Raw genomic sequence first — 26,433 nt, forward strand, 5'->3', positions numbered from 1 at the left:
ATGAGTCTCTACACACCCATCTTGGTGCTGGGAGTCATCGCAGCGGGGTTCGCCGTTGTCTCGGTGGTCATCGCGCTGGTAATCGGCCCTCGGCGGTACAACCGCGCCAAGCTCGAGGCCTACGAGTGCGGTATCGAGCCGATGAGCGGCGAGCCCGCGGGCCAGCGCTTTCCCATCAAGTACTACCTGACCGCGATGTTGTTCATCGTGTTCGACATCGAGATCGTCTTCCTCTACCCGTGGGCGGTGGCGTTCGACCAGCTCGGCACCTTCGCCCTGGTGGAGATGCTGATCTTCATGGCCACCGTCTTCGTGGCCTACGGGTACGTCTGGCGGCGGGGCGGTCTCGAGTGGGACTAGAAGAAGCGCTGCCGGGCGGCATCCTGCTGTCCACGGTGGAGAAGGTGGCCGGATTCGTCCGCAAGGGGTCGCTGTGGCCGGCGACGTTCGGCCTGGCGTGCTGCGCGATCGAGATGATGGCGACGGCTGGGCCCCGGTTCGACATCGCCCGCTTCGGGATGGAGCGGTTCTCGGCCACCCCCCGGCAGGCCGATCTGATGATCGTGGCCGGACGGGTGAGCCAGAAGATGGCTCCGGTGCTGCGACAGGTCTACGATCAGATGGCCGAACCGAAGTGGGTGCTGGCCATGGGTGTTTGCGCCTCCAGCGGAGGGATGTTCAACAACTACGCCGTGGTGCAGGGTGTCGATCACGTGGTGCCGGTGGACATCTATCTGCCGGGCTGCCCGCCCCGGCCGGAGATGCTGCTGCATGCGATCCTGGCTCTGCATGCGAAGATCGCCGAAATGCCGCTGGGCGTGCACCGCTCGGAAGCGGTCGCGGCCGCCGAGCAGGCCGCCCTGTCGGTCAAGCCCACGATCGAGCCCAAGGGTCTGCTGCGGTGACCGGCGGGCAGGCGCGAAGCGACGCGGGGAATGGCCGAGCCGAGGGCGACCAGGAAGTCATCGGCGTGCGCCGGGGCATGTTCGGCATCAACGGCAGCGGCGACACCTCGGGGTACGGCCGGCTGGTCGGCGAAGTCGCGCTGCCGGGCAGCGCGCCGCGGCCCTACGGCGGCTATTTCGACGAGCTGGTCGACCGGCTGGCCGAAGTGCTCGGCGCCGACGCGTTCGAGGCGGCCGTCGAGCGGGTGGTGGTGTTCCGCGACCAGCTGACGCTGGACGTCCGCCGGGAGCACCTGCTGGCCACCGCGCAGGCGTTGCGCGACGACGAGCTGCTGCGCTTCGAACTGTGCCTCGGGGTGTCCGGGGTGCACTACCCCGACGACACCGGACGCGAACTGCACGCCTACTACCCGCTGATGTCGATCACGCACAACCGGCGGGTGCAGTTGGAGGTGGCGTGCCCGGACGCCGATCCTCATGTGCCGTCACTGTTTTCGGTGTATCCCACCTGCGACTGGCACGAACGCGAGACGTACGACTTCTTCGGTATCATCTTCGACGGCCACCCGGGGCTCACCCGCATCGAAATGCCCGACGACTGGGCGGGTCACCCACAGCGCAAGGACTATCCACTGGGCGGAATTCCGGTGGAGTACCACGGCGCTCAGATCCCACCCCCAGACGAACGCAGGTCGTATCACTGATGAGCGAACACATCGACGACGGCGACGGCGTGATCGTGTTGGGCGGGCAGGACTGGGACGAGATCGTCGCGGCCGCCCGCCTGGGTGAGGCCGGCGAACGCATCGTGGTCAACATGGGCCCGCAGCACCCCTCTACCCACGGAGTGCTGCGGCTGATCCTGGAGATCGAGGGCGAGACCGTCACCGAAGCCCGCTGCGGGATCGGCTATCTGCACACCGGTATCGAGAAGAACCTCGAGTACCGCACCTGGACACAGGGCGTGACGTTCGTGACACGGATGGACTACCTGTCGCCGTTCTTCAACGAGACCGCGTATTGCCTTGGCGTCGAACGACTTCTGGACATCACCGATGCCATCCCCCAGCGTGCCTCGGTGATCCGGGTGATGCTCATGGAGCTCAACCGCATCTCGTCGCACCTGGTGGCGCTGGCCACCGGCGGCATGGAGCTGGGCGCGATGACGCCGATGTTCTTCGGGTTCCGCGAACGCGAGCTGATCCTGACGGTGTTCGAGGCGATCACCGGACTGCGCATGAACAGCGCCTACGTCCGGCCCGGCGGGTTGGCGGCCGACCTGCCCGAGGACGGCGCGCAGCGGGTCGAGGACCTGTTGAAGATCCTGCCCGGACGGCTGCGTGAGCTCGAGGATCTGCTGACCGAGAGCTACATCTGGAAGGCCCGCACTCAAGGCATCGGCTACCTCGATCTGACCGGCTGCATGGCGCTGGGCATCACCGGGCCGGTGCTGCGCTCCACCGGCCTGCCGCACGATCTGCGCAAGTCCCAACCGTATTGCGGTTATGAGACTTACGACTTCGACGTCATCACCGACACCGGTGCCGACTGCTACGGGCGGTACCTGATCCGGGTTCGCGAGATGTATGAGTCGCTGAAGATCGTCCGCCAATGCCTGGACCGGTTGGAGCCGGGCCCGGTGATGATCACCGACAAGAAGCTGGCGTGGCCGGCCGACCTCACGCTCGGCCCGGACGGACTGGGCAACTCCGCGGAGCACATCGCCAAAATCATGGGCCCGTCGATGGAGGGTCTGATCCACCACTTCAAGCTCGTCACCGAAGGTATCCGGGTGCCGGCCGGGCAGGTCTACACCGCGGTGGAGTCACCGCGCGGAGAGCTCGGCGTGCACATGGTGTCCGACGGCGGCACCCGGCCGTATCGGGTGCACTACCGGGACCCGTCGTTCACGAATCTGCAAGCGGTAGCGGCGATGTGCGAGGGCGGCATGGTCGCCGACGTGATCGCGGCGGTGGCGTCGATCGATCCGGTGATGGGCGGTGTGGACAGATGAGCGTGGACTTGGTTCTGGGCCCGCCGCCCGAAGAGCCCGGCCCGCCGATCGGCGGGCGGGAGTCCTATCCGGCCGAGGTGCTCGAGCGGTTGGCCGCCGACGCGGCGACGATCATCGCCCGCTATCCGCATCCCCGCTCGGCGCTGCTTCCGCTGCTGCACCTGGTGCAGTCCGAAGACGGCTACCTGACCAAGGCGGGAATCGCGTTCTGCGCCAAGCGATTGAACCTCACCGGCGCCGAGGTCGCCGCAGTCGCCACGTTCTACTCGATGTACCGGCGCACCGAGACCGGGCGGTACCTGATCGGTGTGTGCACCAACACGCTGTGCGCGATCATGGGCGGCGATGCCATTCTCGAGGCGCTGGAGAACGACCTCGGTCTGCACGCCGGGCAGACCACCGGTGACGGGCTGATCACCCTTGAGCACATCGAGTGCAACGCGGCCTGCGACTACGCCCCAGTGGTGATGGTCAACTGGGAGTTCTTCGACAACCAAACACCCTCCAGTGCAAGAGAACTCGTCGAGTCCATCCGCCGCGGCGAGACCCCCGAGCCGACCCGCGGCGCGCTGGTGTGCCCGTTCCGGGAGACGGCGCGCACGTTGGCCGGGGTGGGACCACGGACCGCCGATACCAGTGGCCCCGGTGAGGCCACTCTGGCCGGGCTGCGGGTGGCGCAGGCGTCGGCTGCGGGCGGAGAAGAGTCATGACACCGCTGACTCCGGTGCTGAGCCGGTTCTGGGACGAACCCGAGCCGTGGACGCTGCAGACCTATCTGCGCCATGACGGTTACCGGGCGCTGCGCACCGCGCTGGAGATGAAGCCCGACGACGTCATCTCCACGGTCAAGGAATCCGGGCTGCGCGGCCGTGGCGGCGCCGGTTTCCCCACCGGAACCAAGTGGTCGTTCATCCCGCAGGACGCCACCGGCGCCGAGGCCAAGCCGAAGTACCTCGTCATCAACGCCGACGAGTCGGAACCCGGCACCTGCAAGGACGTTCCGCTGCTGTTCACCACCCCGCACTTCCTGGTCGAGGGTGCGATCATCGCGGCCTACGCGATCCGGGCGCGGCACGCCTTCGTCTACGTCCGCGGCGAGGTGGTGCCGGTGCTGCGGCGACTGCAGAACGCCGTCGCCGCAGCCTATGAGGCCGGCTATCTCGGCACGAACATCCTCGGCTCGGGCTTCGACCTCGACCTGATCGTGCACGCCGGCGCGGGCGCCTACATCTGTGGTGAGGAGACCGCACTGCTGGACTCGCTGGAGGGCCGCCGCGGCCAGCCGCGGCTTCGCCCGCCGTTCCCGGCGGTCGCGGGCCTGTACGCCTGCCCCACCGTCGTCAACAATGTGGAGTCCATCGCCAGCGTCCCGCCGATCCTGCTCAACGGAGTGGACTGGTTCAAGTCGATGGGCTCGGAGAAATCACCCGGCTTCACCCTGTACTCGCTGTCCGGACACGTCAACAGACCCGGGCAGTACGAGGCGCCACTGGGTATCACGCTGCGCGAACTGCTGGAGTATGCCGGCGGTGTCCGTACCGGCCATGAACTCAAGTTCTGGACCCCCGGCGGGTCGTCGACCCCGCTGCTGACCGCGGAACACCTCGACGTGGCCCTGGATTACGAGGGCATGGCCTCGGTGGGCTCGATGCTAGGCACCAAGGCCCTGCAGATCTTCGACGAGACCACCTGCGTGGTGCGCGCGGTACGGCGCTGGACGCAGTTCTACGCCCACGAGTCCTGCGGCAAGTGCACGCCCTGCCGCGAGGGCACCTATTGGCTGAGCCAGATCTACGAACGGCTCGAAACCGGCCGGGCCCACCAGGAGGACATCGACAAACTGCTGGACATCTCCGACACGATCTTCGGAAAGTCCTTCTGCGCGTTGGGCGACGGTGCGGCTTCACCGATCATCTCCTCGATCAAGTACTTCCGCGACGAGTACGAGGCACACCTGGAGGGCAGCTGCCCGTTCGATCCGTACGCCTCGATGCTTGGCGCACCGGAAGGAGTGCGAGCGTGACGGTTCCTTCCGCGAGCAGACGTGAAAGTCCCCGAAACGCCGAGGAAAGGGGGACGTTTGCGTCTGCTCGGCGAGAAGAAGTGGAGATGGTGAACATCGTCATCGATGACGCCGAGCTGTCGGTTCCCAAGGGCACGTTGGTGATTCGTGCCGCCGAACTCCTCGGAGTGCAGATCCCGCGGTTCTGCGACCACCCGCTGCTCGACCCGGTCGGCGCCTGCCGGCAGTGCCTGGTCGAGGTCGAGGGTCAGCGAAAGCCGATGGCCAGCTGCACCACCACCGTCACCGAGGGCATGGTGGTGCGCACCCAGGACACCTCTGCGGCCGCCGACCAGGCCCAGCACGGGGTGATGGAACTGCTGCTGATCAACCATCCGCTGGACTGCCCGGTCTGCGACAAGGGCGGCGAGTGCCCGTTGCAGAACCAGGCGATGTCCAACGGCCGGGTGGAGACCCGCTTCACCGACATCAAGCGCACCTTCCCCAAGCCGATCAACCTGTCCAGCCAGGTGCTGCTCGACCGGGAGCGGTGCGTGCTGTGCGCCAGGTGCACCCGGTTCTCCGACCAGATCGCCGGCGACCCGTTCATCTCCCTGCTGGAACGCGGCGCCCTGCAGCAGGTCGGCATCGCACCCGGCGAAGCATTCGACTCCTACTTCAGCGGGAACACCGTCCAGATCTGCCCGGTCGGTGCTCTCACCGGAACCGCATACCGATTCCGCGCCCGTCCCTTCGACCTGGTGTCCAATCCCAGCGTCTGCGAGCACTGCGCATCCGGCTGCGCCCAACGCACCGACCAGCGCCGCGACGTCGTGCTGCGCCGGCTGGCCGGTGACGATCCCGAGGTCAACGAGGAATGGAACTGCGACAAGGGCCGGTGGGCGTTCACCTACGCACGAGTGGGTGACCGGATCACCACTCCCCTGGTCCGCGACGACGACGGCGCACTGCGCCCCGCCTCGTGGTCGGAAGCCATCGCGGTGGCCGCCGCGGGGCTCACGGCCAGTAGTACCGGTGTGCTGGTGGGCGGACGTGTCGGCGGCGAAGACGCCTACGCGTACTCGAAGTTCGCCCGAATGGTGTTGAACTCCAACGATATCGACTTCCGCTCACGGCCGCATTCGACGGAGGAGGCACAGTTCCTGGCCAGCTGTGTCGCCGGGCGACGGGACGTCAGCTACGCCGACCTCGAGGCGGCACCGGTTGTGGTGCTGGCCGGCTTCGAACCCGAGGAGGAGTCGCCCATCGTGTTCCTGCGGCTGCGCAAGGCAGTGCGCAAGCACGGGTTGCGCGTGGTGTCGATCGCGCCGTTCGCCTCGCGCGGGTCCACCAAACTGGCCGCCCGGGTGATACACACCGCACCTGGCGGTGAGGCCGCCGTGCTCGACGCACTGGCCACCGAACTGCAGGCCGGCGCGATCTTCCTGGTCGGTGAGCGCCTGGCGACCAGCCCGGGTGCGCTGTCCGCGGCGGCGCGACTGGCCGAGCGCACCGGAGCGCGACTGGCGTGGGTTCCGCGAAGGGCCGGCGATCGCGGCGCCGTGGACGCCGGCTGTCTGCCCAACCTGCTACCCGGCGGACGGTCCGTCGCAGATTCGACTGCGCGCCAACAGCTTACAGACGCCTGGCACATCGGCGAATTGCCCGCCGAGCCGGGCCGCGACACCAGCGGCATCCTCGCGGCCGCGGCCGACGGTGACCTCGGTGCGCTGCTGATCGGCGGCGTCGATCCGGCGGATCTGCCCGACCCGCACACCGCACTGGCCGCCATTGAGGCCGCCGGGTTCGTCGTGAGCCTCGAGTTGCGGGAGTCGGCCGTCACCGCACTGGCCGACGTGGTGTTCCCGGTGGCTCCGGTCGCGGAGAAGGCGGGCTCGTTCACCAACTGGGAAGGCCGCATCCGGCCCTTCGAACCGTCACTGACCTCCAACGCGTTTTCCGATCTCCGGGTGTTGCAGATCCTGGCCGACGAGCTCGGCGCCGACCTCGGGTTCCGCACCGCCGAGCAGGCCCGCAGCGAGATCGCCGCGCTCGGGTCCTGGGACGGTCAGCCCGCCGCCGCACCCGAGGTGCGCGCACCGTCTGCCCCGACGCTCAGTAAGGGCGAGGTTGTGCTGGTCGGCTGGCGAATGCTGTTGGATCAGGGCCGGTTACAGGACGGCGAGCCGTATCTGGCGGGCACCGCACGGCCCTCGATCGTCCGGTTATCCGCCGCGACGGCAGCCGGGATCGGCGCGGCTGACGGCGACGTGGTCAGTGTGTCCAGCGGCCGCGGCGAGGTGAGCCTGCCGCTGGTGATCACCAAGATGGTCGACGGTGTGGCGTGGCTGCCGCTGAACTCGCCCAGCAGCGCCGTGCACGACCAACTCGCGGTCACCATGGGCGCGGTGGTCCAGATCGAGCGGGAGGCAACGCCGTGAGGTATCCGGACATGACGGTGTTCGGGCACGATCCCTGGTGGCTGATCCTGATCAAGGCGCTCGCCATCTTCGTGTTCCTGCTGCTGACCGTGCTGGTGGCGATCCTGCTCGAACGAAAGATCCTGGGCCGCATGCAGATGCGCTACGGTCCCAACCGGGTCGGCCCGTTCGGGATACTGCAGTCACTTGTCGACGGGGTCAAGCTGGCACTGAAGGAAGGCCTGGTACCCGCGGGCGTTGACAAGCCCATCTATCTGATGGCACCCGTCATCTCGGTGACCACCGCGATCCTCGGCTTCGCCGTGATGCCGATGGGCCCGGTGGCCTCGGTGTTCGGGCACCGGACCCCGTTGCAGCTGACTGACCTGCCCGTCGGGGTGCTCTACGTCCTGGCGATCACCTCGATCGGGGTGTACGGAATCGTGTTGGCCGGCTGGTCCTCCGGATCCATCTATCCCCTGCTGGGTGGTCTGCGCTCCAGCGCGCAGGTGGTCTCCTACGAGATCGCGATGGCACTGTGCTTCGCCGCGGTGTTCCTGCACTCCGGCACCATGGCGACCTCAGGCATCGTCGCCGCCCAGGAGAAGACGTGGTACGCCGTGCTGCTGCTGCCGTCGTTCGCGGTGTACGTGACCGCGATGGTCGGGGAGACCAACCGCGCCCCGTTCGACCTTCCCGAGGCCGAAGGCGAATTGGTCGGCGGCTTCCACACCGAGTACTCGTCGCTGAAGTTCGCGATGTTCTACCTCGCCGAGTATGTCAACATGACCACCGTCTCGGCGTTGGCGACCACCCTGTTCCTCGGCGGCTGGCGCGCCCCGTGGCCGCTGAGTATGTGGGACGGCGCCATCACCGGCTGGCTGCCGCTGGTCTGGTTCGTGGCCAAGGTCTGGACGTTCCTGTTCGTGTTCATGTGGCTGCGCGCCACACTGCCCCGGCTGCGCTACGACCAGTTCATGGCACTGGGCTGGAAGCTGCTGATCCCGGTGTCGCTGGTGTGGATCATGATCGTCGCCGTCCTGCGCAACACCGGCCTCACGGGCATCATCCCGAGCCTGATCGCCGCCGCCGCGTTGCTGGCGGCGCTGCGAGCAGTGAACGCGCTGCGGCACAGAGCGATCCAACGCAAATCCGGGCCAGCACCTGTCCCGGTCGGCTCCGGGGCGTTCCCGATCCCTCCGCTGCCCGGCATCCCGGGGCTCGGCGCGAAAGCGGCCAAGGAAAATGCAGATGCCTAAGTTCCTGGACGCCGTCAAGGGATTCGGCGTCACGTTCGGCACGATGTTCAAACGGCCCATCACCGAGGAGTATCCGGAGAAGCCGGGGCCGGTCGCGCCGCGCTACCACGGCCGCCACCAGCTCAACCGCTACCCCGACGGGTTGGAGAAGTGCATCGGCTGTGAACTGTGCGCCTGGGCGTGCCCAGCCGACGCGATCTATGTCGAGGGCGCGTCCAACACCGACACCGAACGGTATTCGCCCGGTGAGCGTTACGGCCGGGTGTACCAGATCAACTACCTGCGTTGCATCGGCTGCGGGCTGTGCATCGAGGCCTGCCCTACCCGCGCGCTGACGATGACCAACATCTACGAGTTGGCCGACGACAACCGCGGCGACCTCATCTACGGCAAGGACAAGCTGCTGGCCCCACTGCAGCCCGGCATGGAGGCACCGCCGCATCCGATGGCCCCCGGTGCGACCGATGAGGACTACTACCTGGGGCGTGTGACCCCCAACGAAGAGGTGGCCAAGTGACGATCACCCTGCTGGCGGCCGAGACTCTCACCCGCACATCGACGTCGGAAGCGGTGGCGTTCTGGATCCTGGGCGCGATCACCGTCGCCGGTGCCATCGGCGTCGTCGCCGCGCCCAGGGCCGTCTACGCCGCGATCTTCCTGGCCACCACCATGATCGCGCTGGCCATGATCTACGTCGCCCAGGACGCGCTGTTCCTCGGCGTGGTGCAGGTGGTGGTCTACACCGGCGCGGTGATGATGCTGTTCCTGTTCGTCCTCATGCTCATCGGCGTGGATTCTCTTGAGTCGCTGGGGGAAACCATTCGCGGGCAACGTGTTGCGGCCATCGTGGCCGCGCTGGGCTTCGGCATCCTGCTGATCGCCGGCATCGGCAGCGCGGCCACCACCGGGTTCGTCGGGCTCGGCCAGGCGAATGCCGGCGGAAATGTCGAAGGGCTGGCCACCTTGATCTTCACCCGCGACCTGTGGGCGTTCGAGATCACCAGCGCCCTGCTGATCACCGCGGCACTCGGCGCGATGGTGCTGGCCCATCGCGAGCGCTTCGAGCGGCGACAGACCCAGCGCGAAATGGTCATCGAACGCTTCCGCATCGGCGCACGCGCCACACCCAAGCCCAACCCCGGCGTCTACGCGCGGCACAACGCCGTCGATACCTTCGCCCGGCTGCCCGACGGCTCCGACGAGGACTCCTCGGTGTCCACCATCATCAAGCGCCGGATCGTCACCACACCCAACGGCAGGAACGGTGAGAAATGAACCCGGACAACTACCTGTACCTGTCGGCGCTGCTGTTCACCATCGGAGCGGCCGGAGTGCTGTTGCGCCGCAATGCGATCGTGATGTTCATGTGCGTGGAACTGATGCTCAACGCCTGCAACCTGGCGTTCGTCACGTTCTCACGGATGCACGGGCATCTCGACGGCCAGGTGGTCGCGTTCTTCACCATGGTGGTGGCTGCCACCGAAGTGGTGGTCGGCCTGGCCATCATCATGACCATCTTCCGGACCCGACGCTCGGCCAACGTCGACGACGCCCACCTGCTTGCACACTGATATGCAGACACTGCTGTGGTTGACCATTGCGCTGCCCCTCACCGGGGCGGTGATCCTGCTGCTGGGCGGGAAGGCCACCGACGCGTGGGGCCACCTTCTCGGCTGCGCCACCGTACTCGGTGCCTTCGCCTGCGGCACAGTGCTGTTCACCCACTTGCTCGGGCTGCCCGCCGAGGAGCGCTCGGTGCACGAGGTGCTGTTCTCCTGGGTGCCGGTCGGTGTGCTGAAGGTGGACTTCGGTCTGCAACTCGACGCGCTGTCGGTGTGCTTCGTCCTGCTCATCACCGGGGTGGGTGCGCTCATCCACATCTACTCCGTGGGCTACATGTCCCACGACCCCGAGCGCCGGCGATTCTTCGCCTACCTGAACCTGTTCGTCGCCGCCATGCTGCTGCTGGTGCTCGCCGACAACTACCTCGGGCTCTACATGGGTTGGGAGGGCGTCGGTTTGGCGTCCTACCTACTGATCGGCTTCTGGTCGTACAAGCCGAGTGCGGCCACCGCGGCCAAGAAGGCGTTTGTGGTCAACCGGGTCGGCGACATGGGCCTGGCGATCGCCCTGATGGTGCTGTTCGCCTCCGTCGGCTCGGTCACCTTCAGCACGGTGTTCTCCGCGGTGCCCGGTCTGACCCACGGCGCGCTGACCACAGTCGGTCTGCTGCTACTGCTCGGCGCGTGCGGCAAGAGCGCCCAGGTGCCGCTGCAGTCGTGGCTCGGCGACGCGATGGAGGGCCCCACCCCGGTCAGCGCACTGATCCACGCCGCGACGATGGTCACCGCCGGTGTGTACCTGATCGTGCGTTCCGGGCCGATCTTCAATGCCGCGCCGGGCGCGCAGGCCGCGGTGGTGATCGTGGGCGCGGTGACGCTGTTGTTCGGCGCGATCGTCGGCTGCGCCAAGGATGACATCAAGAAGGCGCTGGCCGCCTCGACGATGTCGCAGATCGGCTACATGGTGCTCGCAGCCGGGCTCGGACCGGCCGGTTACGCGGTGGCCATCATGCACCTGCTCGCCCACGGCTTCTTCAAGGCCGGCCTGTTCCTCGGCGCCGGTTCGGTGATGCACGCCATGGGCGACGAGACCGACATGCGCCGCTACGGTGAACTGCGCAAGCTGCTGCCGATCACCTTCGTCACCTTCGGCCTTGGCTATCTGGCGATCATCGGGGTGCCACCGTTCGCGGGTTTCTTCTCCAAGGACGCCATCATCGAAACCGCTTTCAACTCAGGCGGATTGAAGGGCTGGGCGCTCGGCGGGGCCGCGCTGCTGGGCGCGGGGATCACCGCGTTCTACATGACCCGGGTGATGCTGCTGACGTTCTTCGGACGCGCGCGCTGGACCGAGAAGGCCACCGAGACCTACCCGCACGAGTCACCGGCGGTGATGACCTGGCCGATGATCGTGCTTGCCGTGGGCTCCGTCGGTGCCGGGGCGTTCCTGGCCATCGGGAACACGCTGCAACGCTGGCTGGAACCCGTTGTCGGCAGCCACGAAACCGAACATGCCGTGCCCGCATGGGTGACGACGGTGACCGCGCTGGGCGTGGTGGCCGTCGGCATCGCGGTGGCCTACCGGCAGTACGCGATGCACAAGGTTCCCGAGACCGCACCGCAGGACGTCTCGGCGCTCACCGTCGCCGCCCGGCGCGACCTCTACGGTGACGCCTTCAACGAGGCCACCTTCATGCGCGGCGGTCAGGAACTGACCAAGGCGCTGGTGGTGGTCGACGACAAGGGCATCGACGGGTCGGTCAACGGGCTGGCCCATCTGGTGGGCCGGATATCCGACGGACTGCGGCAGCTTCAGACCGGGTTCGCCCGCTCCTATGCACTGTCGATGCTTGTCGGAAGTGCCCTGGTGATCGCGGCGGTTCTGTACAGGACGCGGGGGTGAGCACGATGACGAACTTTCCCTGGCTGACGCTGCTGTGGGCAATCCCGGTGGTGGGCGCGGCGGTCATCATCGTGCTGCCGGCCTCGCTTCGTCAGCTCGCCAAGTACGCCGGGCTTGTGGTGGCTCTGCTGGTGCTCGCCCTGTCGCTGATGCTGGCCGCGCGGTTCGACCCCGCGGGCGAACAGTTCCAGTTCGTCGAGAACCACCCGTGGATCCCGTCTTTCGGCACCGGCTACATCCTCGGACTGGACGGCATCGCACTGGCGTTGGTGGTGCTGACGGCGGTGCTCATGCCGCTGTTGCTGATCGCCGGCTGGAACGACGCCGACGACCGGCCCGGTCTCGGACGCGGGCCGCACAGCTACATCGCGCTGACCCTGGCGGTCGAGGGCATGGTGCTGATGTCGCTGGCCGCCCTGGACATCCTGCTGTTCTTCATCTTCTTCGAGGCGATGCTGATCCCGATGTACTTCCTCATCGGCGGATTCGGGGGAGCGAACCGCGGCCGAGCGGCACTGAAGTTCCTGCTGTACAGCCTGTCTGGGGGGCTGGCCATGCTGGCCGCGGTCGTCGGCTTGTACGTGGTGACCTCCGCCGACAAGGCATTCGACGGCGGCACCTTCGACTTCCGGGCCATCGTCGACGCGCTCGGCAGCGGGAAGTTCACCCTGCAGCCGGGTGTGGCTCACGCGCTGTTTCTCGGTTTCATGGTCGCCTTCGCGGTCAAAGCCCCGCTGTGGCCGTTCCACACCTGGCTCCCCGGAGCGGCCGAGGAGGCCACCCCGGCCTCGGCGGTGTTGATGATGGCCGTGATGGACAAGGTCGGCACGTTCGGCATGCTGCGCTACTGCCTGCCGCTGTTTCCGGACTCCGCAACCTATTTCCGGCCCGCCATCTCCACGCTGGCTGTTATCGGCATCGTCTACGGCGCCATCCTGGCGATCGGCCAGACCGACGTCATGCGGCTGATCGCCTACACCTCGATCAGCCACTTCGGCTTCATCATCCTGGGTATCTTCGTGATGACCAGCCAGGGCCAATCCGGCTCGGCGCTCTACATGGTCAACCACGGCATCTCCACGGCCGCGCTGTTCCTCATCGCCGGCTTCCTGGTCAGCCGGCGCGGCACCCGCGCCATCGCCGCCTACGGCGGAGTCCAGAAGGTTGCCCCGGTCCTGGCCGGCACCTTCCTCGTCGCGGGCATGGCGACTCTCGCGTTGCCCGGGCTGGCGCCGTTCATCAGCGAATTCCTGGTCCTCATCGGCACATTCACGCGATACCCCGCCCTCGCCGTGTGCGCCACGATCGCCCTCGTGCTCTCCGCACTCTACGTGCTGTGGCTCTACCAGCGGATGATGACCGGTCCGGTCACCGACGGCAACGAGACCGTGCGGGACCTGCGGCCGCGCGAACTCGTCGTCGTGGCGCCGTTGATCGCACTGCTCATCGCGCTCGGGGTGTACCCCAAGATCGCGCTGGACGTCATCAACCCCGCCGTCACCGCGACCCTGACGTCGATCCACCAACCCGACCCGCCTCCCGCGGTCGCGGAAGGGACCCGCCCATGACTGCGCCCAGTATCGCCTACGCTCAGCTGGCACCGATGCTGATCGTCTTCGGCGCGGCCGTCGTCGGTGTGCTCGTCGAAGCGTTCCTGCCGCGCAAGGCCCGCTATCGCACGCAGCTCACTCTCAGCCTGGCCGCCCTGCTGGTCGCACTGCTATGGGTACTCAGGGTCACCCTTCAACTGCGGGGCGGCATCGGCAACTCGGTGGTGGCCGGCGCCGTCGACATCGACCGGCCGACGTTGTTCCTGCAGGGCACGATCCTGTTGACCGGCGTGCTCAGCGTGCTACTCATCGCCGAGCGGCGTGCCCCGGCCGAATCCCCGGATGGTGCAGTGGCATTGGACGCCTTCACGCCGGACGCCTCGACCGTTCCGGGCAGCGTGGCCGAGAAGGTGGCCACCAAGGCTGCGCTGATCCAGACCGAGGTGTTCCCGCTGACGATGTTCGCCATCGGCGGGATGATGCTGTTCCCGGCGGCCGGTGACTTCCTGACGATGTTCGTCGCACTGGAGGTCCTGTCCCTGCCGCTGTACCTGATGTGCGGGCTGGCCCGCCGCCAGCGCCTGCTGTCCCAGGAAGCCGCGCTGAAATACTTTCTGCTGGGCGCGTTCTCCTCGGCGTTCTTCCTGTTCGGCATCGCGCTGCTGTACGGATTCGCCGGCACGATGAGCCTGTCCGGTATCGCCGCGGCCATCCAGACCAATCCGGACAGCACCTCTCTCGCCCTCATCGGCGCGGGACTGGTCACCGTCGGCCTGCTGTTCAAAGTCGGTGCGGTGCCGTTCCACTCCTGGGTTCCCGACGTCTACCAGGGCGCACCCACGCCGATCACTGGGTTCATGGCCGCCGCCACCAAGGTCGCCGCATTCGGGGCGATGCTGCGGGTGTTCTACGTCGCCCTGCCCGCGCTGAACTACGGGTGGCGGCCGGTGCTGTGGGTGGTGGCCATTCTGACGATGGTCGTCGGCTCGATCGCCGCCGTGAGGCAAACCGACGTCAAACGAATGCTGGCGTACTCTTCGGTGGCGCATGCCGGTTTCATCCTGACCGGCGTGATCGCGGGTAACCGTCCCGGCCTGTCGGCGACGTTGTTCTATCTGTTCACCTACGCGTTCTCCACGCTGGGGGCCTTCGCGGTGGTCAGCGTGGTGCGCGACGCCAACGGCGCCGAGGAGACCTCGCTGGCCCGCTGGGCGGGGCTCGGCCGGCGTTATCCCCTGGTGGGCGCGGTGTTCACACTGTTCCTGCTGGCGTTCGCCGGTATCCCGCTCACCAGCGGCTTCGTCAGCAAGTTCGCGGTGTTCAAGGCCGCCGGCCAGGGCGGGGCCATCCCGCTGGTGATCGTCGGCGTGCTCGCCTCGGCGATCGCCGCGTACTTCTACGTACGGGTGATCGTGCTGATGTTCTTCACCGACCCGCCGGAGGACGCACCGGAGGTCATCACCCCGAGCTCGCTGAGCGTCGCGACCATCACCCTGACCGCGGCCATCACCTTCGCGCTCGGCGCCTTGCCCCAGCCGCTGCTGGACCTGGCCGACAACGCCGCTGGGTTCCTACCCTGATGATCCTTCTCAGCGCGGACCACGGCGCGCACCGGCCGGTCGCTGCAGCGCTCAGGAGCTGATGCGCCGCTCGGCGACCACGGACTCGACCAGTGAGCGCAGGTGGGTGTTGACGGCCTCGGGGTGCTCGAGGATCGCGCAGTGACCGCCGGGCATTTCCACCAGGTCGACGAGGTTGGGTGCCGCCTGCGCGATCTTGCGGGCCTGACACATCGGCAGCAGCCGGTCATCGGTGGAGCCGATCACCAGCGTGGGGACAGTGAGAGCGGTGAGGTCGATGTGGCGTGGACCCATCTCCTCGACGAGCACCCGCGCCCAGGCCCCGCGACCGGCGGCCGGGGTGGTCGCGAACAGCTCGTGAACGAAGTCGGCGATCGTCGGATCGGCCTCGGCCCCGACGGCCATCATCGCGACGAACCAGCGACTGCCGGGCTGAGCCCCCCGGAACAGCGGTGCCCCACCGAAGACCTTGATCATCCGCCGCGCGGCCACCGACCTGCCGGCGGCCAGCAGCGGCGGCACCCGCAGCAGGTTGATCTCCTCCAGCAGGTCGCCGGTGGTGGTGTTGATCAGCGCCACGGCGTCGGCGCGTTCGCAGACGCGGTCGCGGTGCCGCTCAGCCCACGAGCTGATCGCGATCCCGCCCATCGAGTGCCCGGCGATGACCGCGCGCTCCGCCGGCCGCAGCGTGGCGGCCAGCACGGCGTCCAGGTCGGAGGCCAGGTGGTCCAGGCTGTAGGAGGACGGGTGCGGCTGGCCGCTGCGGCCGTGCCCCCGCTGGTCGTAGGCGATCACGCGGTAGTCGCGGGCGAGGTCGTTGATCTGCTCATGCCAGACCCGAAGGGCGCAGGTGATGCCGTGGGCCAGGACGATCGGGTAACCGTCCTCCGGGCCGAAGACCTCGGTGTGCAGGCGGGTTCCGTCGGCCGCGCGGACCTTGACGGTCCGGCCCGACGGCAGCTTGGGGCCACCGATCGTGGCTACCTGAGACGCTGACATGGTGACTCCTAGGCGGTGCGGCGACGCTGCCGCACCGGAGCAATAGAGTAACCGCCAGCTGGCCTAAAACTCGATTCCAGGCCGCGTCGTTACCGCACCGTGCCCGCTCCTAGAGGATGACCCGGTGACCGCCCGCCCAGTTACCCCTGTGCCTGGGCCCGAAAAGCGCTGGGGCTGAGTGAGTTCACCCGCCGGCCGAGAAACGCTCGGCGTGGATCTGGTCTTCAGGTACGCCTACGGCGGTCAGTGCGGCGTGGGCCGCCTCGACCATCGGCGGCGGCCCGCAGACGTACACGTCGGGCCACTCGTCGAGTTTGGCGGCCTCAGCCGCCGCCAGGTCGACGGGATTGCCGGTGGCCCCGGACCATTGCGGGTCGGGATGCCACACCACGGTGTCGTACCGGAAGTCCGGCAGCGAGTCGGCGAGCGCCTGCAGTTCCTCCTGCGCGAACACCTCGGTGTGGCGGGTGACCCCGAAGAACATGCGCGCGGGCTGTGGGTCCCCCCATTCGGCCATCCGGCGCACCATCGACAACAGCGGTGCCAGCCCGGTGCCGCCGGCCAGGAACCAGCGTGGCCGAAGCCCGTTCTCCACCAGCCCGAAATCACCGGTGGCCGACGAGACGGTGAGCTTGTCACCGACAACGGCGGCGCCGACGAGGTACTCCGACATCGCCCCGCCGGGCAACAGCCGGATGTAGAACTCCAGGTCGCCGTCCCAGTTGGCGACGTTGGCCGGCGAGTAGGCGCGCCGGGCGTCGCGGCCGGGGACGGAGATGCGTACGAATTGGCCGGATTCGAAGTCCGCCGAGCAGGACTCGCCGGCGTCGTCGAGCAGCGTCAGCCGCAGCCGCATCACCGCCTCGGCGACCCGGTCCAGACCGGTGACGCGGGCCTGGTGGCGGGTCGGCGGTGCGGTGACGATCTGGCCGCTGTCGTACGGCAGATCGATGCGGCAGTCCCGGCGGGGGAAGGTGCGGCACAACAGGATCCCGCCGTCCTCCTCCGGTGTCTCGATGACGTCGGGATCGTGGTCGCCCATCTCCACCCTCCCATCGGAGAGCACTGCCGAGCAGGCCCCGCAGCCGCCGGCCTGGCAGGCTGATTTCAGCACCAGGCCGGATCCCTCGGCTGCTGCGAGAACCGTTGTCTGCGAGTCACATCGGACGGTGGACTCCTCGCCGTCGGTGGTGACCAGGACGACGTCGTAGCACTCCAGTTCGGTGCTCACCGGCCGGTCGGCGATCTCGGTCATCAGGCACCCGCCATGGCGTCGGCGAGGTCTTGGGCCGGGTCTCCGATCGGCTTGAGCGCGAACTTGTCCACGAGGATGTCGACGACGGCCGGGGTGAGGAATGCCGGCAGGGTCGGCCCGAGGCGGATATTGCGGATCCCCAGTGACAGCAGGGTCAGCAGCACCGCGGCGGCCTTCTGCTCGAACCACGACACGAACAAGCTCAGCGGCAGGTCGTTGACACCGCAGTCGAAGGCGTCGGCCAGCGCCAACGCGATCTGGACCGCCGAGTAGCTGTCGTTGCACTGGCCGACGTCGAGCAGTCGGGGGATGCCGCCGATCTCGCCGAACTCATGGGTGTTGAAGCGGTACTTATTGCAGCCCAACGTCATCAGCACGGTGTCCGCCGGGGCGTGGTCGGCGACGTCGGTGTAATAGTTGCGTCCCGGCGCGGCGCCGTCGCAGCCGCCGATGAGCAGGAACCGTCTGATCGCACCGTCTTTGACGGCCTGGATGACGGTGTCGGCGACCGAGAGCACCGCGTCGCGCCCGAAGCCGGTGGTGACGGTCTCCGCCGGTGCGTCGGCGGTGAAGCCGGGCAGCGACAGCGCGGCCTTGACCATCAGCGACAGGTCAGAGCTGTCGAGATGACGGATCCCGGGCCAACCGACCGGTCCGAGGGTGAAGATCCGGTTGCGGTAGGCCGGCTGCGGCTCGATCAGGCAGTTGGATGTCATCACGATCGGGCCGGGGAAGGCGGTGAAGTCGCGCTGCTGGTCCTGCCAGGCGCCGCCGTAGTTGCCGACCAGGTGGCGGTACTTGTGCAACTCGGGGTAGCCGTGGGCGGGCAGCATCTCGCCGTGGGTGTAGACGTTGATGCCGGCGCCTTCGGTGGCCTCGAGGATGCGGGCCAGGTCGTGCAGGTCGTGGCCGGACACCAGGATGGCTTTGCCGGCCACCGGGGTGACCCGTACCGGGGTGGGCACCGGGCTGCCGAAGCTGCCGGTGTTGGCGGCGTCGAGCATCGCCATCACGTCGAGGTTCAGCGCGCCGAGGTTCAAGGCATGGCCCAGCAGGGCGTCGGCGTCGGCGGGCTGATCGGCCAGAAACGCCAGCGCGGATTCGATTCCCGCGTCGGTCTCGTCGGTGCGGTAGCCCAACGCGTGGGCGTGGTGGGCGTAGGCGCAGACACCCTTGAGGCCGTAGAGGTTGAGGTTGCGCAGACCCACCACATCGGCTCCGACGGTGGCCAGTCCGGCATCGACGCCGACGGTGGCGCCCTGGGCGACCACACCGGAAATCGTTGCAGCTGGCTCGAATTGGGCCGGTCCGGCGAGGGCCTCGGGTTCCACGCCGGCCGCCCGTGCGGCGTTCTCGTAGGCCAGCTTCGCCGTTTCGCGCATGGCCACGGCGTCGGAGATCAGCGCCATGAACCGGGTGGCGTTGAAGTTGACATTGGTCAGCGTGGTGAACAGGTCGAAGGAGGCGTGGGCGGCGAAGACCGGGTCGGGCGCGCCGAGCTGACGGGCCTTCTGCGCGTACTGGCCGATGCCGAGGTTGACGTGGACCAGGACGTCCTGCAGCGCCGCCGTCGTGGCGTCCTTGCCGCAGTTGCCCTTGGTCGCCGAGCAACCGAAGCTCAGCAGGTTCGGACGGTCAGGGGAAGCGGTGCGGTCGGTCTGTTCGCACTGGTAGCAAAACATCGGGTCTCCTCGGCGATGAGCGGTTGACGTGGCTCACGCTATGGACCGGCGAAACGGGCAACCTTGACCTAGATCAAGCCGAGTATGTGCGCTCGGTCACACGATGGACTGGTCGCGGGAGTAGGCGTCCAATGCCGCGACGTCGGGGACTCGTAGCACCGAGCCGTCGACGGAGACGAGTCCCGCCGAGGTCAGGGTGCGCATCGCTCGCGAGAACGTCTCGGGCGTCATTCCGAGTCGGGAGGCCAGCACGTGCTTGAGAGCCGGCAGTTCGATGCTGGACGCCTGCGGGGCGACCGGGGCGGCATCGGTCACCGAGGATGCCTCACCGTCGAGGTGATAGGACCCGGCGCCGACCGCGCCGAGCACGAACGCCACGATCCGCTGCGTTGCCGACTGCAGGGACAACATCGCGATGTCCTGGACCTTGGATTGGAGTCGCTTGGCCATCGACGCCAGCATGATGCGTGCCATCGACGGATCCTCGTCGAGCACCCGGTCGACCGCGCCGACCGGGACGAAGACCAGGTCGGTGTCGGCCAGTGCGGTGGCGTCCACCGGATACGGCTCGCGCAGGAACATCACCGCATGCCCGAAAGCGCTTCCCGGACTGAGGATTTCCAGCACCTTCACCAGACCCTCGGAGTTGGACACCGAAAGTTGCATCCGGCCCTCGCGCACGATGTAAAAGCCGGTCGACGGGGTGCCGCGGCGAAACAGCACCTGACCGGCGGGCAGGAAGATCGACCGACTCTCGGCGGCGAGGAAGTCCACGTGCGCGCCGTCCAGGCCACCGAACATCGGCGCCGAAGCGATCGCCTGCCGCACGTCCCCATTCATCGGAGGCGACGCTACCGTTTCCGGGGCCCGCTTGGGCGAATGACGGGGATCGGGCACGCTGGTGCTCACGATGACCGCTCCCCTACTCAGCGATCCCGGCGACCTGACCGCACTGCGCGCGAGCGGCGCCGATCCCGACGGGCTGTTCGTCTCCTTCGCCGCGTGGGCGGAGCGGTGCGGCACCACGCTGTACCCCGCACAGGAGGAAGCGCTGATGGAGTTGGTCAGCGGCGCCAACGTCGTGTTGGCGACACCGACCGGTTCGGGCAAGTCACTGGTGGCCACCGGGGCGCTGTACGCAGCGGTCGCCGCGGGCCGGCGCAGCTACTACACCGCGCCGATCAAGGCATTGGTCAGCGAGAAGTTCTTCGCCCTGTGCGAGGTCTTCGGCGCCGCCAACGTCGGCATGCTCACCGGTGACGCCGCGGTCAACGCGGGCGCGCCGATCATCGCCTGCACCGCGGAGGTCCTGGCCAACATCGCACTACGCGAGGGAGCCGGCGCCGACATCGGCCTGGTGGTCATGGACGAGTTCCACTTCTACGGCGACCCCGACCGAGGCTGGGCGTGGCAGGTGCCGCTGCTGGAACTGCCGCGCGCACAATTCCTGCTGATGTCGGCGACCCTGGGCGACGTCACGTTCCTGCGTGAAGACCTCACCCGACGCACTGGCCGCGCCACGGCGCTGATCGCCAATGCCGAACGGCCGGTCCCGCTCTTCTATTCGTATGCGACCACGCCGATGCACGAGACCATCGGCGACCTGCTCGACACCAAGCAGGCGCCCATCTACGTCGTCCACTTCACCCAGGTCTCAGCGCTGGAGCGGGCGCAGGCGCTGATGAGCGTCAACGTGTGCAGCAAGGAGGAGAAGGCCGCGATTGCCGAGTTGATCGGCGGGTTCCGGTTCTCGTCGGCCTTCGGAGCGACGCTGTCGCGGTTGGTTCGCCACGGAATCGGCGTTCACCACGCCGGGATGCTGCCCAAATACCGGCGCCTGGTCGAGCAGCTTGCCCAGGCCGGCCTGCTCAAAGTCATCTGCGGCACAGACACTCTCGGCGTCGGCATCAACGTACCGATCCGAACCGTCGTCTTCTCGGCGTTGTCGAAGTACGACGGAACCCGCACCAGGCTGCTCAACGCCCGCGAGTTCCACCAGATCGCCGGACGCGCCGGGCGGGCCGGCTACGACACCGCAGGCACCGTCGTCGTTCAGGCACCCGAGCACGAGGTGGAGAACCTCAAGCAGTTCGCGAAGGTGGCCGATGACCCGAAGAGGCGCCGGAAACTGGTGCGCCGCAAGGTCCCCGAGGGCATGGTGCCGTGGAGCGAGTCCACCATGATCCGACTGGTCGACGCCTCCCCCGAGCCGTTGACGTCCAACATGCGGGTGTCGACAGCGATGATCCTCGACGTCGTCGACCGACCAGGAGATCCGTTCGTTGCGATGCGCCGGCTGCTCACCGAGAACCACGAGCCACGCAAGCGTCAGCTTGCCCACATCCGTGAGGCGGTCGGCATTGCGCGCTCGTTGTTGCAGGCCGGTATCCTCGAGCGCCTCGACGAACCGGAACCCGACGGCCGCCGCTACCGGCTGACCGTCGACCTGCCGCCCGACTTCGCCCTCAACCAGCCCCTGTCGACATTCGCGCTCGCCGCGATCGAGGTGCTCGACACCGCGTCGGAAACCTATGCGCTGGATGTTGTTTCGGTCATCGAGGCCACGCTGGAAGATCCGCGGCAAATTCTGGCCGCGCAGCTCAACAAGGCCAGGAGCGAGGCCGTGGCCCAGATGAAGGCCGACGGCATCGACTACGACGAGCGCATCGAACTGCTCGACGACGTCACCTATCCCAAGCCGCTCGACGAACTGCTGCGCCACGCCTTCGAGGTGTACCTGCAGAGCAACCCGTGGGCCGCCGACGGGCAGCTGTCGCCGAAGTCGGTGGTGCGCGAGATGTGGGAGCGGGCGTTCACCTTTCGCGAATTCGTCAGTGTCTACGGGCTCACCCGTTCCGAAGGCGCGGTCCTGCGCTACCTCTCCGACGCCTTCAAGGCGCTGCGGTCCGGAGTGCCTGCCGCCGCGCGCACCGAGGATCTCACCGACCTCGTCGAGTGGCTCGGTGAGCTGGTGCGCCAAGTCGACTCGAGCCTGCTCGACGAGTGGGAGCAGCTCACCAACCCGGACCAGCCGCATGACGTCCCGGTGGCGATGCCGGCCCGTCCGCGCCCGCTGACCGGCAACCAGCGGGCATTCACCGCCATGGTGCGTAACGCGTTGTTCCGGCGCGTCGAGCTGTTCGCCCGGCGCCGCTGGGCTGACCTCGGTGCGCTGGACGCCGGCGCCGGGTGGAGCGCCGAGCGCTGGGCAGAGGTCGTCGACGCGTACTTCGAAGAGCACGACGACGTCGGCACCGGCGCCGACGCCCGCGGCCCGGCCCTGCTGGTCATCGACCGGGGGCCCGGGGTGTGGCGGGTACGTCAGATCCTCGACGACCCGGCCGGCGACCACGACTGGGGTTTCGAGGCCGAGGTGGACCTGGAGGCCTCCGATGAGGAAGGAATCGCCGTCATTCGGCTCCTCGACGCCGGTCGCCTGGACTAGCCAGGGCACACGGCCACCGCGTCAGGTCGGCAGGCAGCGGCCGACGGCACACCGTCACGATTGGATGTTTTGGGTCCGCGGCAAATAGCATCAGCACCGTAATGACAGATCAAGACCTGGAAGTACGCGCTGCCCCGACCGGGCGCGCGGCAGACCGACTGGCGGCCGAAGCCGGGCGCCGCCGAACCTTCGCGGTGATCAGCCATCCCGACGCCGGTAAATCGACGCTGACCGAGGCGCTGGTTCTGCACGCCAAGGTCATCACCGAAGCGGGCGCGATCCACGGCAAGGCGGGTCGGCGCTCGACGGTCTCGGACTGGATGGAGATGGAGAAGGCCAGGGGCATTTCGATCACCTCCACAGCACTGCAGTTCCCCTACCGATCGCCGGACGGACAGGACTGCGTCATCAACCTTCTCGACACCCCCGGGCACGCGGACTTCTCCGAAGACACCTACCGGGTGCTCAGTGCCGTCGACTGCGCGGTAATGCTCATCGACGCGGCCAAGGGCCTGGAACCGCAGACGCTCAAGCTGTTTCAGGTGTGCCGTCACCGCGGGATCCCCATCCTGACGGTGATCAACAAATGGGACCGGCCGGGCCGGCACGCACTGGATCTTCTCGACGAGATCCACGACCGCATCGGACTCAAACCCATGCCGCTGACGTGGCCGGTCGGCATTGCCGGGGATTTCAAGGGCGTCCTGGATCGCCGCACCGGCAACTTCATCCGCTTCACCCGCACGGCCGGCGGTGCCACCGCCGCACCCGAGGAGCACATCCCGCCGGAACGCGCCCGGGACGCCGCTGGCGATGACTGGGTGAATGCGGTCGAAGAGTGCGAACTCCTGTCCGCCGACGGCGGTGACTACGACAACGACGCATTCCTGCGCGGAGACGCCACCCCGGTCCTGTTCACCTCGGCTGCACTGAATTTCGGCGTGAACCAACTCCTGGACACCCTGGTGCGGCTCGCGCCGCCACCGGGCGGGCAGCGCGACGTCGATGGCAACCTGCGGCCCGTCGATTCGCCGTTCAGTGCGTTCGTGTTCAAGGTGCAGGCTGGGATGGACTCCGCGCATCGTGACCGCATCGCCTACGCCCGGGTCTGCTCGGGCACCTTCGAGCGCGGCGACGTCCTGACCCATGCCGCGTCCGGCAAGCCGTTCGTCACCAAGTACGCGCAGTCGGTGTTCGGCCAGCAGCGCTCGACACTGGACAGCGCCTGGCCGGGCGACGTGATCGGGCTGGCCAACGCGGCCGCGCTGCGGCCGGGGGACACCCTCTTCCGCGATGTGCCCATCCACTTTCCGCCCATCCCGAGCTTCTCCCCCGAGCATTTCGCAGTCGCCCGCGGCACCGACCCCAGCAAGCACAAGCAGTTCCGCAAGGGCATCGAGCAGCTGGATCAAGAGGGCGTCGTGCAGGTCCTGCGGTCGGACCGGCGCGGCGATCAGGCACCCGTCCTGGCCGCCGTCGGCCCCATGCAATTCGAAGTCGCCAGCCACCGGATGGCCACGGAGTTCAACGCACCGATCTCGCTGGAGTCGCTGCCCTACACGGTCGCCCGCGCCATCGACCCCGACGATGCTGAGTTCGCGCAGAAGCAGGTGTCGATGGAGGTGCTCACCCGCACCGACGGTGTCATGCTGGCGCTGTTCACCACCAAATGGCGGCTGCAGGGCTTCTGTGAGGACAACCCCGGCGTGAAGCTGCGCTCGCTGGTGGCCGCGGGCGACAACTGAGCCGCTAGCCGACCGAGGCGCAGCCCACGTACGGGATGCAGCCGGTGGCCCCACCGGGACCGGCCGTACCGCTCGGGCCACCCGGGATGGCGCCGCTCGCCCCACCGGGGCCGGCACTACCGCCGGGACCGCCAGGAATCGCGCCGCCGGCTCCACCCGGGCCGGCCGTCGCCGTCGGGCAGGCCGTGCCGTCCGGGTTCACGCAGCCAGGATCGGCGATGGCCAGCGGAGCCGCCGCGATCGCCGCGGCTGCAGCACCGGCAAGAACAACAGATGTCAGAGAAATCGTCTTCAGTGCCATGTATCGGGTGTACCCGCATCGCACAGAGTTTCACCCGTTATGCGCGTTCCGGAAGGCCAGCCCGCTGCGGGCGAGCACAAACGACAGCCGGGAAGAAGTTCCGCGGGCCCGGGGCTTCGTGCCCCGAGTGGCGTCCTGGCTCACCGGATATCACGAGGCGATGTTCTCGGCCAACGGACCGGAGCTGTTGTTCTGGCTGCCGCGGACCGCCCCGCTCATCGGCGGGGTGATCGGCGGTGCGTTGTTCGTGTTCGGTATCGATCGATTCCTGTCGGCCGAGATCGGCGTCGTCGAACCCACGCCCTTGCGATGACCTCGAGGTAAGGGCGGTCACTGGCCTGTCGTGTAGGGTTGGGGGAGGTTGATCTTCCAGCCTCGGAATCCGTCGCAGGCGCGCGGTGTGCCATAGCACCCGCGATGTGAGCCTCCGGACGAATCCCACGAAACTTGCTTTCACTCACCATGCCGTCAATCGGAAGTTGTCACGATGTCTTTTGCCGTCTCCGGGCCGGCTGCCGCCGCCCGCTCCGTACTATCGGTCACGGGCCTGCCCGTCGGATCCCGAAATTCCTTGCAGCTCTTCATCGAATGGTTCAACACGACCGACGTCCGGATTGCGGCTGTCGGCCAGATCGACATGTCGACCGCGCAACCCTTCAGCCACCAGGTGTTCCGTTATGCCGGCAACTGCAGGCATCTGACGCTGAACCTACGCAAGGTGACGTTGTTCGACTGCGCCGGGTTCGCCGCGCTGTGCCACATCGATGACCGGTGCCACATGGCCGACGTCTCGTGGATCGTTCAGCCCGCTGGCTGCGTCTCACGGGTCGTCGACTTCTGCGACCCACTCCGGCGGTTGCCGTTGTCAACCGGCGAACACGTCAGCGGATAGGAATACTACAACGCCGCTGGTCAGCGGGATAGGTCCCACTGGCCGAAGTCCGGTGCGAGGACGTCGTCGACGTCGACATGGACGCCGTCGATGACGGCTCCCGGGTCGGTCGCGGTGACCACCTCCCGCTGGAACAACACCGCCGCCGGCTCGCGTTGACCGCCCGACCATGCCCTGGTCTGCCACGCCCACCGAAACCCTGGCGCGCTCGAGTGCCCGACGACGCCGTCACCGATCGCCCAACCGAGTTCGTGGACGCCACCATAGATGCCGGTGCGCTCCCCGCCGAGCACCGAGTTGATGCCGCGAAACCATTGCCCTGCAAGGTGTTTCCAGGCATCAGCGCCGATCGGCTCGTCGACACTGAAGAAGATCGGCGCCGAGTCCGGCCCACCCGCCGCGGCGTGCAGGCGCAACGCTGTCTGGGCGTCGGCCACCCCGCCGTCGTATCCGCGGGTGAAGTCCGATGGTGAATTCGGCCAGCCCGGCTTGCCGTACTGGTAACAGCTGACCACCTGCAGGCCGGCTGCCCGCAGTCCGTCGGCGAACTCGCGGGTGACCGGCTTGAAGTCGAACGTCGCACCGGGGCGCAGCTCGGAGACGTAGACCAGCGCGCCGTCATAGCCGGCCGCCTTGATCTGCTCCGGTGAGACCAGCCGCTCGGCAAAGTCGATCAGTTGCATACCGGCCGCCGACGCCTTGGGCGAAGCGATCGTGGCCGCGAGTATCCCGGGCGCAGCCAATGCCGGTGCGATAGTTGACCAGGCATAACGCAGGACGTCACGTCGGGAGGCAGACACTCGACAGCCGCGCATGCGTCCAGTAAACCAATCAGGTCATGTCCGGTGCGACCGACGTGAAAAGTCCCAGCAGCGATGCTGGTCACGTACTACATAGAGGCAGGTCATGACCGGGCCCC

The 26,433-nt window shown here is 67.6% G+C and carries 23 protein-coding genes; 18 read left to right on the plus strand and 5 right to left on the minus strand.

Annotation, left to right across the window (positions count from 1 at the left end; genetic code table 11):
* From K9U37_RS18220 to nuoN, 14 genes are read left to right on the plus strand one after another with little or no spacing between them, the layout of a single operon-like run.
* A complete protein-coding gene (locus tag K9U37_RS18220; protein ID WP_243072886.1) occupies positions 1 to 360 on the plus strand; it encodes an NADH-quinone oxidoreductase subunit A in 360 nt (119 codons plus the stop codon).
* Positions 351 to 905 carry a NuoB/complex I 20 kDa subunit family protein gene (locus tag K9U37_RS18225; RefSeq protein WP_243072887.1) on the plus strand — a complete coding sequence of 185 codons (555 nt, stop codon included), beginning with the start codon at positions 351 to 353 and terminating at the stop codon, positions 903 to 905. Before K9U37_RS18220 ends, K9U37_RS18225 begins: the two co-directional genes overlap by 10 nt.
* Positions 902 to 1,609, plus strand: coding sequence for an NADH-quinone oxidoreductase subunit C (locus K9U37_RS18230; protein ID WP_243072888.1), 708 nt, complete (start codon positions 902 to 904; stop codon positions 1,607 to 1,609). Before K9U37_RS18225 ends, K9U37_RS18230 begins: the two co-directional genes overlap by 4 nt.
* Entirely contained in the window at positions 1,609 to 2,919 is a 1,311-nt protein-coding gene (nuoD, locus tag K9U37_RS18235; RefSeq protein WP_243072889.1) for an NADH dehydrogenase (quinone) subunit D, read from the plus strand. The genes K9U37_RS18230 and nuoD overlap by 1 nt, the downstream gene beginning before the upstream one ends.
* The gene (nuoE, locus tag K9U37_RS18240) at positions 2,916 to 3,629 is read left to right on the plus strand and encodes an NADH-quinone oxidoreductase subunit NuoE (protein WP_243072890.1); all 714 of its coding nucleotides are present in this window, start codon (positions 2,916 to 2,918) and stop codon (positions 3,627 to 3,629) included. The genes nuoD and nuoE overlap by 4 nt, the downstream gene beginning before the upstream one ends.
* Positions 3,626 to 4,942, plus strand: coding sequence for an NADH-quinone oxidoreductase subunit NuoF (gene nuoF, locus K9U37_RS18245; RefSeq protein ID WP_243072891.1), 1,317 nt, complete (start codon positions 3,626 to 3,628; stop codon positions 4,940 to 4,942). The genes nuoE and nuoF overlap by 4 nt, the downstream gene beginning before the upstream one ends.
* A complete protein-coding gene (locus K9U37_RS18250; RefSeq protein ID WP_308197410.1) occupies positions 4,939 to 7,362 on the plus strand; it encodes an NADH-quinone oxidoreductase subunit G in 2,424 nt (807 codons plus the stop codon). The genes nuoF and K9U37_RS18250 overlap by 4 nt, the downstream gene beginning before the upstream one ends.
* On the plus strand, positions 7,359 to 8,600 hold the full coding sequence (gene nuoH, locus K9U37_RS18255; RefSeq protein WP_243072893.1) for an NADH-quinone oxidoreductase subunit NuoH: 1,242 nt from the start codon (positions 7,359 to 7,361) through the stop codon (positions 8,598 to 8,600). Before K9U37_RS18250 ends, nuoH begins: the two co-directional genes overlap by 4 nt.
* Positions 8,593 to 9,117, plus strand: a complete 525-nt coding sequence (gene nuoI / locus K9U37_RS18260; protein ID WP_243072894.1) for an NADH-quinone oxidoreductase subunit NuoI — start codon at positions 8,593 to 8,595, stop codon at positions 9,115 to 9,117. The genes nuoH and nuoI overlap by 8 nt, the downstream gene beginning before the upstream one ends.
* On the plus strand, positions 9,114 to 9,875 hold the full coding sequence (locus K9U37_RS18265; RefSeq protein ID WP_243072895.1) for an NADH-quinone oxidoreductase subunit J: 762 nt from the start codon (positions 9,114 to 9,116) through the stop codon (positions 9,873 to 9,875). Before nuoI ends, K9U37_RS18265 begins: the two co-directional genes overlap by 4 nt.
* Entirely contained in the window at positions 9,872 to 10,171 is a 300-nt protein-coding gene (nuoK, locus tag K9U37_RS18270) for an NADH-quinone oxidoreductase subunit NuoK (RefSeq protein WP_243072896.1), read from the plus strand. Before K9U37_RS18265 ends, nuoK begins: the two co-directional genes overlap by 4 nt.
* Position 10,172: 1 nt before the next feature.
* A complete protein-coding gene (gene nuoL / locus K9U37_RS18275) occupies positions 10,173 to 12,065 on the plus strand; it encodes an NADH-quinone oxidoreductase subunit L (protein WP_243072897.1) in 1,893 nt (630 codons plus the stop codon).
* A gap of 5 nt (positions 12,066 to 12,070) precedes the next feature.
* On the plus strand, positions 12,071 to 13,633 hold the full coding sequence (locus tag K9U37_RS18280) for an NADH-quinone oxidoreductase subunit M (protein WP_243072898.1): 1,563 nt from the start codon (positions 12,071 to 12,073) through the stop codon (positions 13,631 to 13,633).
* Entirely contained in the window at positions 13,630 to 15,195 is a 1,566-nt protein-coding gene (nuoN, locus tag K9U37_RS18285; RefSeq protein WP_243072899.1) for an NADH-quinone oxidoreductase subunit NuoN, read from the plus strand. The genes K9U37_RS18280 and nuoN overlap by 4 nt, the downstream gene beginning before the upstream one ends.
* A gap of 51 nt (positions 15,196 to 15,246) precedes the next feature.
* Here the strand turns inward: nuoN and K9U37_RS18290 are convergent, their stop codons facing one another.
* The 4 genes from K9U37_RS18290 to K9U37_RS18305 all read right to left on the minus strand — a co-directional run bounded on the left by K9U37_RS18290 (position 15,247) and on the right by K9U37_RS18305 (position 19,971).
* Positions 15,247 to 16,194 (minus strand): alpha/beta fold hydrolase, encoded by a 948-nt coding sequence (locus K9U37_RS18290; protein WP_243072900.1) that lies wholly within the window; start codon positions 16,192 to 16,194, stop codon positions 15,247 to 15,249.
* Positions 16,195 to 16,378: 184 nt separating this feature from the next.
* Positions 16,379 to 17,449, minus strand: coding sequence for a 2Fe-2S iron-sulfur cluster-binding protein (locus tag K9U37_RS18295; RefSeq protein ID WP_243072901.1), 1,071 nt, complete (start codon positions 17,447 to 17,449; stop codon positions 16,379 to 16,381).
* Positions 17,449 to 19,131: a hydroxylamine reductase gene (gene hcp, locus K9U37_RS18300; protein WP_243072902.1), complete on the minus strand. Its 1,683-nt coding sequence runs from the start codon at positions 19,129 to 19,131 to the stop codon at positions 17,449 to 17,451. The genes K9U37_RS18295 and hcp overlap by 1 nt, the downstream gene beginning before the upstream one ends.
* A 96-nt stretch (positions 19,132 to 19,227) precedes the next feature.
* Positions 19,228 to 19,971: a Crp/Fnr family transcriptional regulator gene (locus K9U37_RS18305; RefSeq protein WP_243072903.1), complete on the minus strand. Its 744-nt coding sequence runs from the start codon at positions 19,969 to 19,971 to the stop codon at positions 19,228 to 19,230.
* Between the two features lie 70 nt (positions 19,972 to 20,041).
* Between K9U37_RS18305 and K9U37_RS18310 the strand changes: the two genes are divergently transcribed.
* The 4 genes from K9U37_RS18310 (at position 20,042) to K9U37_RS18330 (ending at position 25,514) form a co-directional block, all read left to right on the plus strand.
* Positions 20,042 to 22,576, plus strand: coding sequence for a DEAD/DEAH box helicase (locus K9U37_RS18310; RefSeq protein ID WP_243072904.1), 2,535 nt, complete (start codon positions 20,042 to 20,044; stop codon positions 22,574 to 22,576).
* Positions 22,577 to 22,677: 101 nt separating this feature from the next.
* Entirely contained in the window at positions 22,678 to 24,321 is a 1,644-nt protein-coding gene (locus K9U37_RS18315) for a peptide chain release factor 3 (RefSeq protein ID WP_243072905.1), read from the plus strand.
* A 218-nt stretch (positions 24,322 to 24,539) separates the two neighbouring features.
* On the plus strand, positions 24,540 to 24,935 hold the full coding sequence (locus tag K9U37_RS18325) for a hypothetical protein (RefSeq protein WP_243073502.1): 396 nt from the start codon (positions 24,540 to 24,542) through the stop codon (positions 24,933 to 24,935).
* A 174-nt stretch (positions 24,936 to 25,109) separates the two neighbouring features.
* Entirely contained in the window at positions 25,110 to 25,514 is a 405-nt protein-coding gene (locus tag K9U37_RS18330) for an STAS domain-containing protein (protein WP_243072907.1), read from the plus strand.
* A 20-nt stretch (positions 25,515 to 25,534) separates the two neighbouring features.
* On the opposite strand, the gene K9U37_RS18335 is transcribed toward K9U37_RS18330, so the two are convergent.
* Positions 25,535 to 26,329, minus strand: a complete 795-nt coding sequence (locus tag K9U37_RS18335; RefSeq protein WP_372489536.1) for a DUF1906 domain-containing protein — start codon at positions 26,327 to 26,329, stop codon at positions 25,535 to 25,537.
* Positions 26,330 to 26,433: the final 104 nt, after the last annotated feature.

It is taken from the genome of Candidatus Mycolicibacterium alkanivorans (assembly GCF_022760805.1).
In the GTDB taxonomy this organism is placed as follows: Bacteria; Actinomycetota; Actinomycetes; order Mycobacteriales; family Mycobacteriaceae; genus Mycobacterium; species Mycobacterium alkanivorans.

What these genes read in the sequence shown, in the direction of transcription:
- K9U37_RS18325 (WP_243073502.1), top strand. Translation starts at nt 24,540, where the DNA reads ATGGCCAGCGGAGCCGCCGCGATCGCCGCGGCTGCAGCACCGGCAAGA.
- K9U37_RS18305 (WP_243072903.1), bottom strand. Translation starts at nt 19,971, where the DNA reads ATGAATGGGGACGTGCGGCAGGCGATCGCTTCGGCGCCGATGTTCGGT.
- nuoI (WP_243072894.1), top strand. Translation starts at nt 8,593, where the DNA reads ATGCCTAAGTTCCTGGACGCCGTCAAGGGATTCGGCGTCACGTTCGGC.
- nuoN (WP_243072899.1), top strand. Translation starts at nt 13,630, where the DNA reads ATGACTGCGCCCAGTATCGCCTACGCTCAGCTGGCACCGATGCTGATC.
- hcp (WP_243072902.1), bottom strand. Translation starts at nt 19,131, where the DNA reads ATGTTTTGCTACCAGTGCGAACAGACCGACCGCACCGCTTCCCCTGAC.
- nuoE (WP_243072890.1), top strand. Translation starts at nt 2,916, where the DNA reads ATGAGCGTGGACTTGGTTCTGGGCCCGCCGCCCGAAGAGCCCGGCCCG.
- nuoK (WP_243072896.1), top strand. Translation starts at nt 9,872, where the DNA reads ATGAACCCGGACAACTACCTGTACCTGTCGGCGCTGCTGTTCACCATC.
- K9U37_RS18315 (WP_243072905.1), top strand. Translation starts at nt 22,678, where the DNA reads ATGACAGATCAAGACCTGGAAGTACGCGCTGCCCCGACCGGGCGCGCG.
- nuoL (WP_243072897.1), top strand. Translation starts at nt 10,173, where the DNA reads ATGCAGACACTGCTGTGGTTGACCATTGCGCTGCCCCTCACCGGGGCG.
- K9U37_RS18220 (WP_243072886.1), top strand. Translation starts at nt 1, where the DNA reads ATGAGTCTCTACACACCCATCTTGGTGCTGGGAGTCATCGCAGCGGGG.
- nuoD (WP_243072889.1), top strand. Translation starts at nt 1,609, where the DNA reads ATGAGCGAACACATCGACGACGGCGACGGCGTGATCGTGTTGGGCGGG.
- K9U37_RS18280 (WP_243072898.1), top strand. Translation starts at nt 12,071, where the DNA reads ATGACGAACTTTCCCTGGCTGACGCTGCTGTGGGCAATCCCGGTGGTG.
- K9U37_RS18295 (WP_243072901.1), bottom strand. Translation starts at nt 17,449, where the DNA reads ATGACCGAGATCGCCGACCGGCCGGTGAGCACCGAACTGGAGTGCTAC.
- K9U37_RS18330 (WP_243072907.1), top strand. Translation starts at nt 25,110, where the DNA reads ATGTCTTTTGCCGTCTCCGGGCCGGCTGCCGCCGCCCGCTCCGTACTA.
- nuoF (WP_243072891.1), top strand. Translation starts at nt 3,626, where the DNA reads ATGACACCGCTGACTCCGGTGCTGAGCCGGTTCTGGGACGAACCCGAG.
- K9U37_RS18310 (WP_243072904.1), top strand. Translation starts at nt 20,042, where the DNA reads ATGACCGCTCCCCTACTCAGCGATCCCGGCGACCTGACCGCACTGCGC.
- K9U37_RS18290 (WP_243072900.1), bottom strand. Translation starts at nt 16,194, where the DNA reads ATGTCAGCGTCTCAGGTAGCCACGATCGGTGGCCCCAAGCTGCCGTCG.
- K9U37_RS18335 (WP_372489536.1), bottom strand. Translation starts at nt 26,329, where the DNA reads ATGCGCGGCTGTCGAGTGTCTGCCTCCCGACGTGACGTCCTGCGTTAT.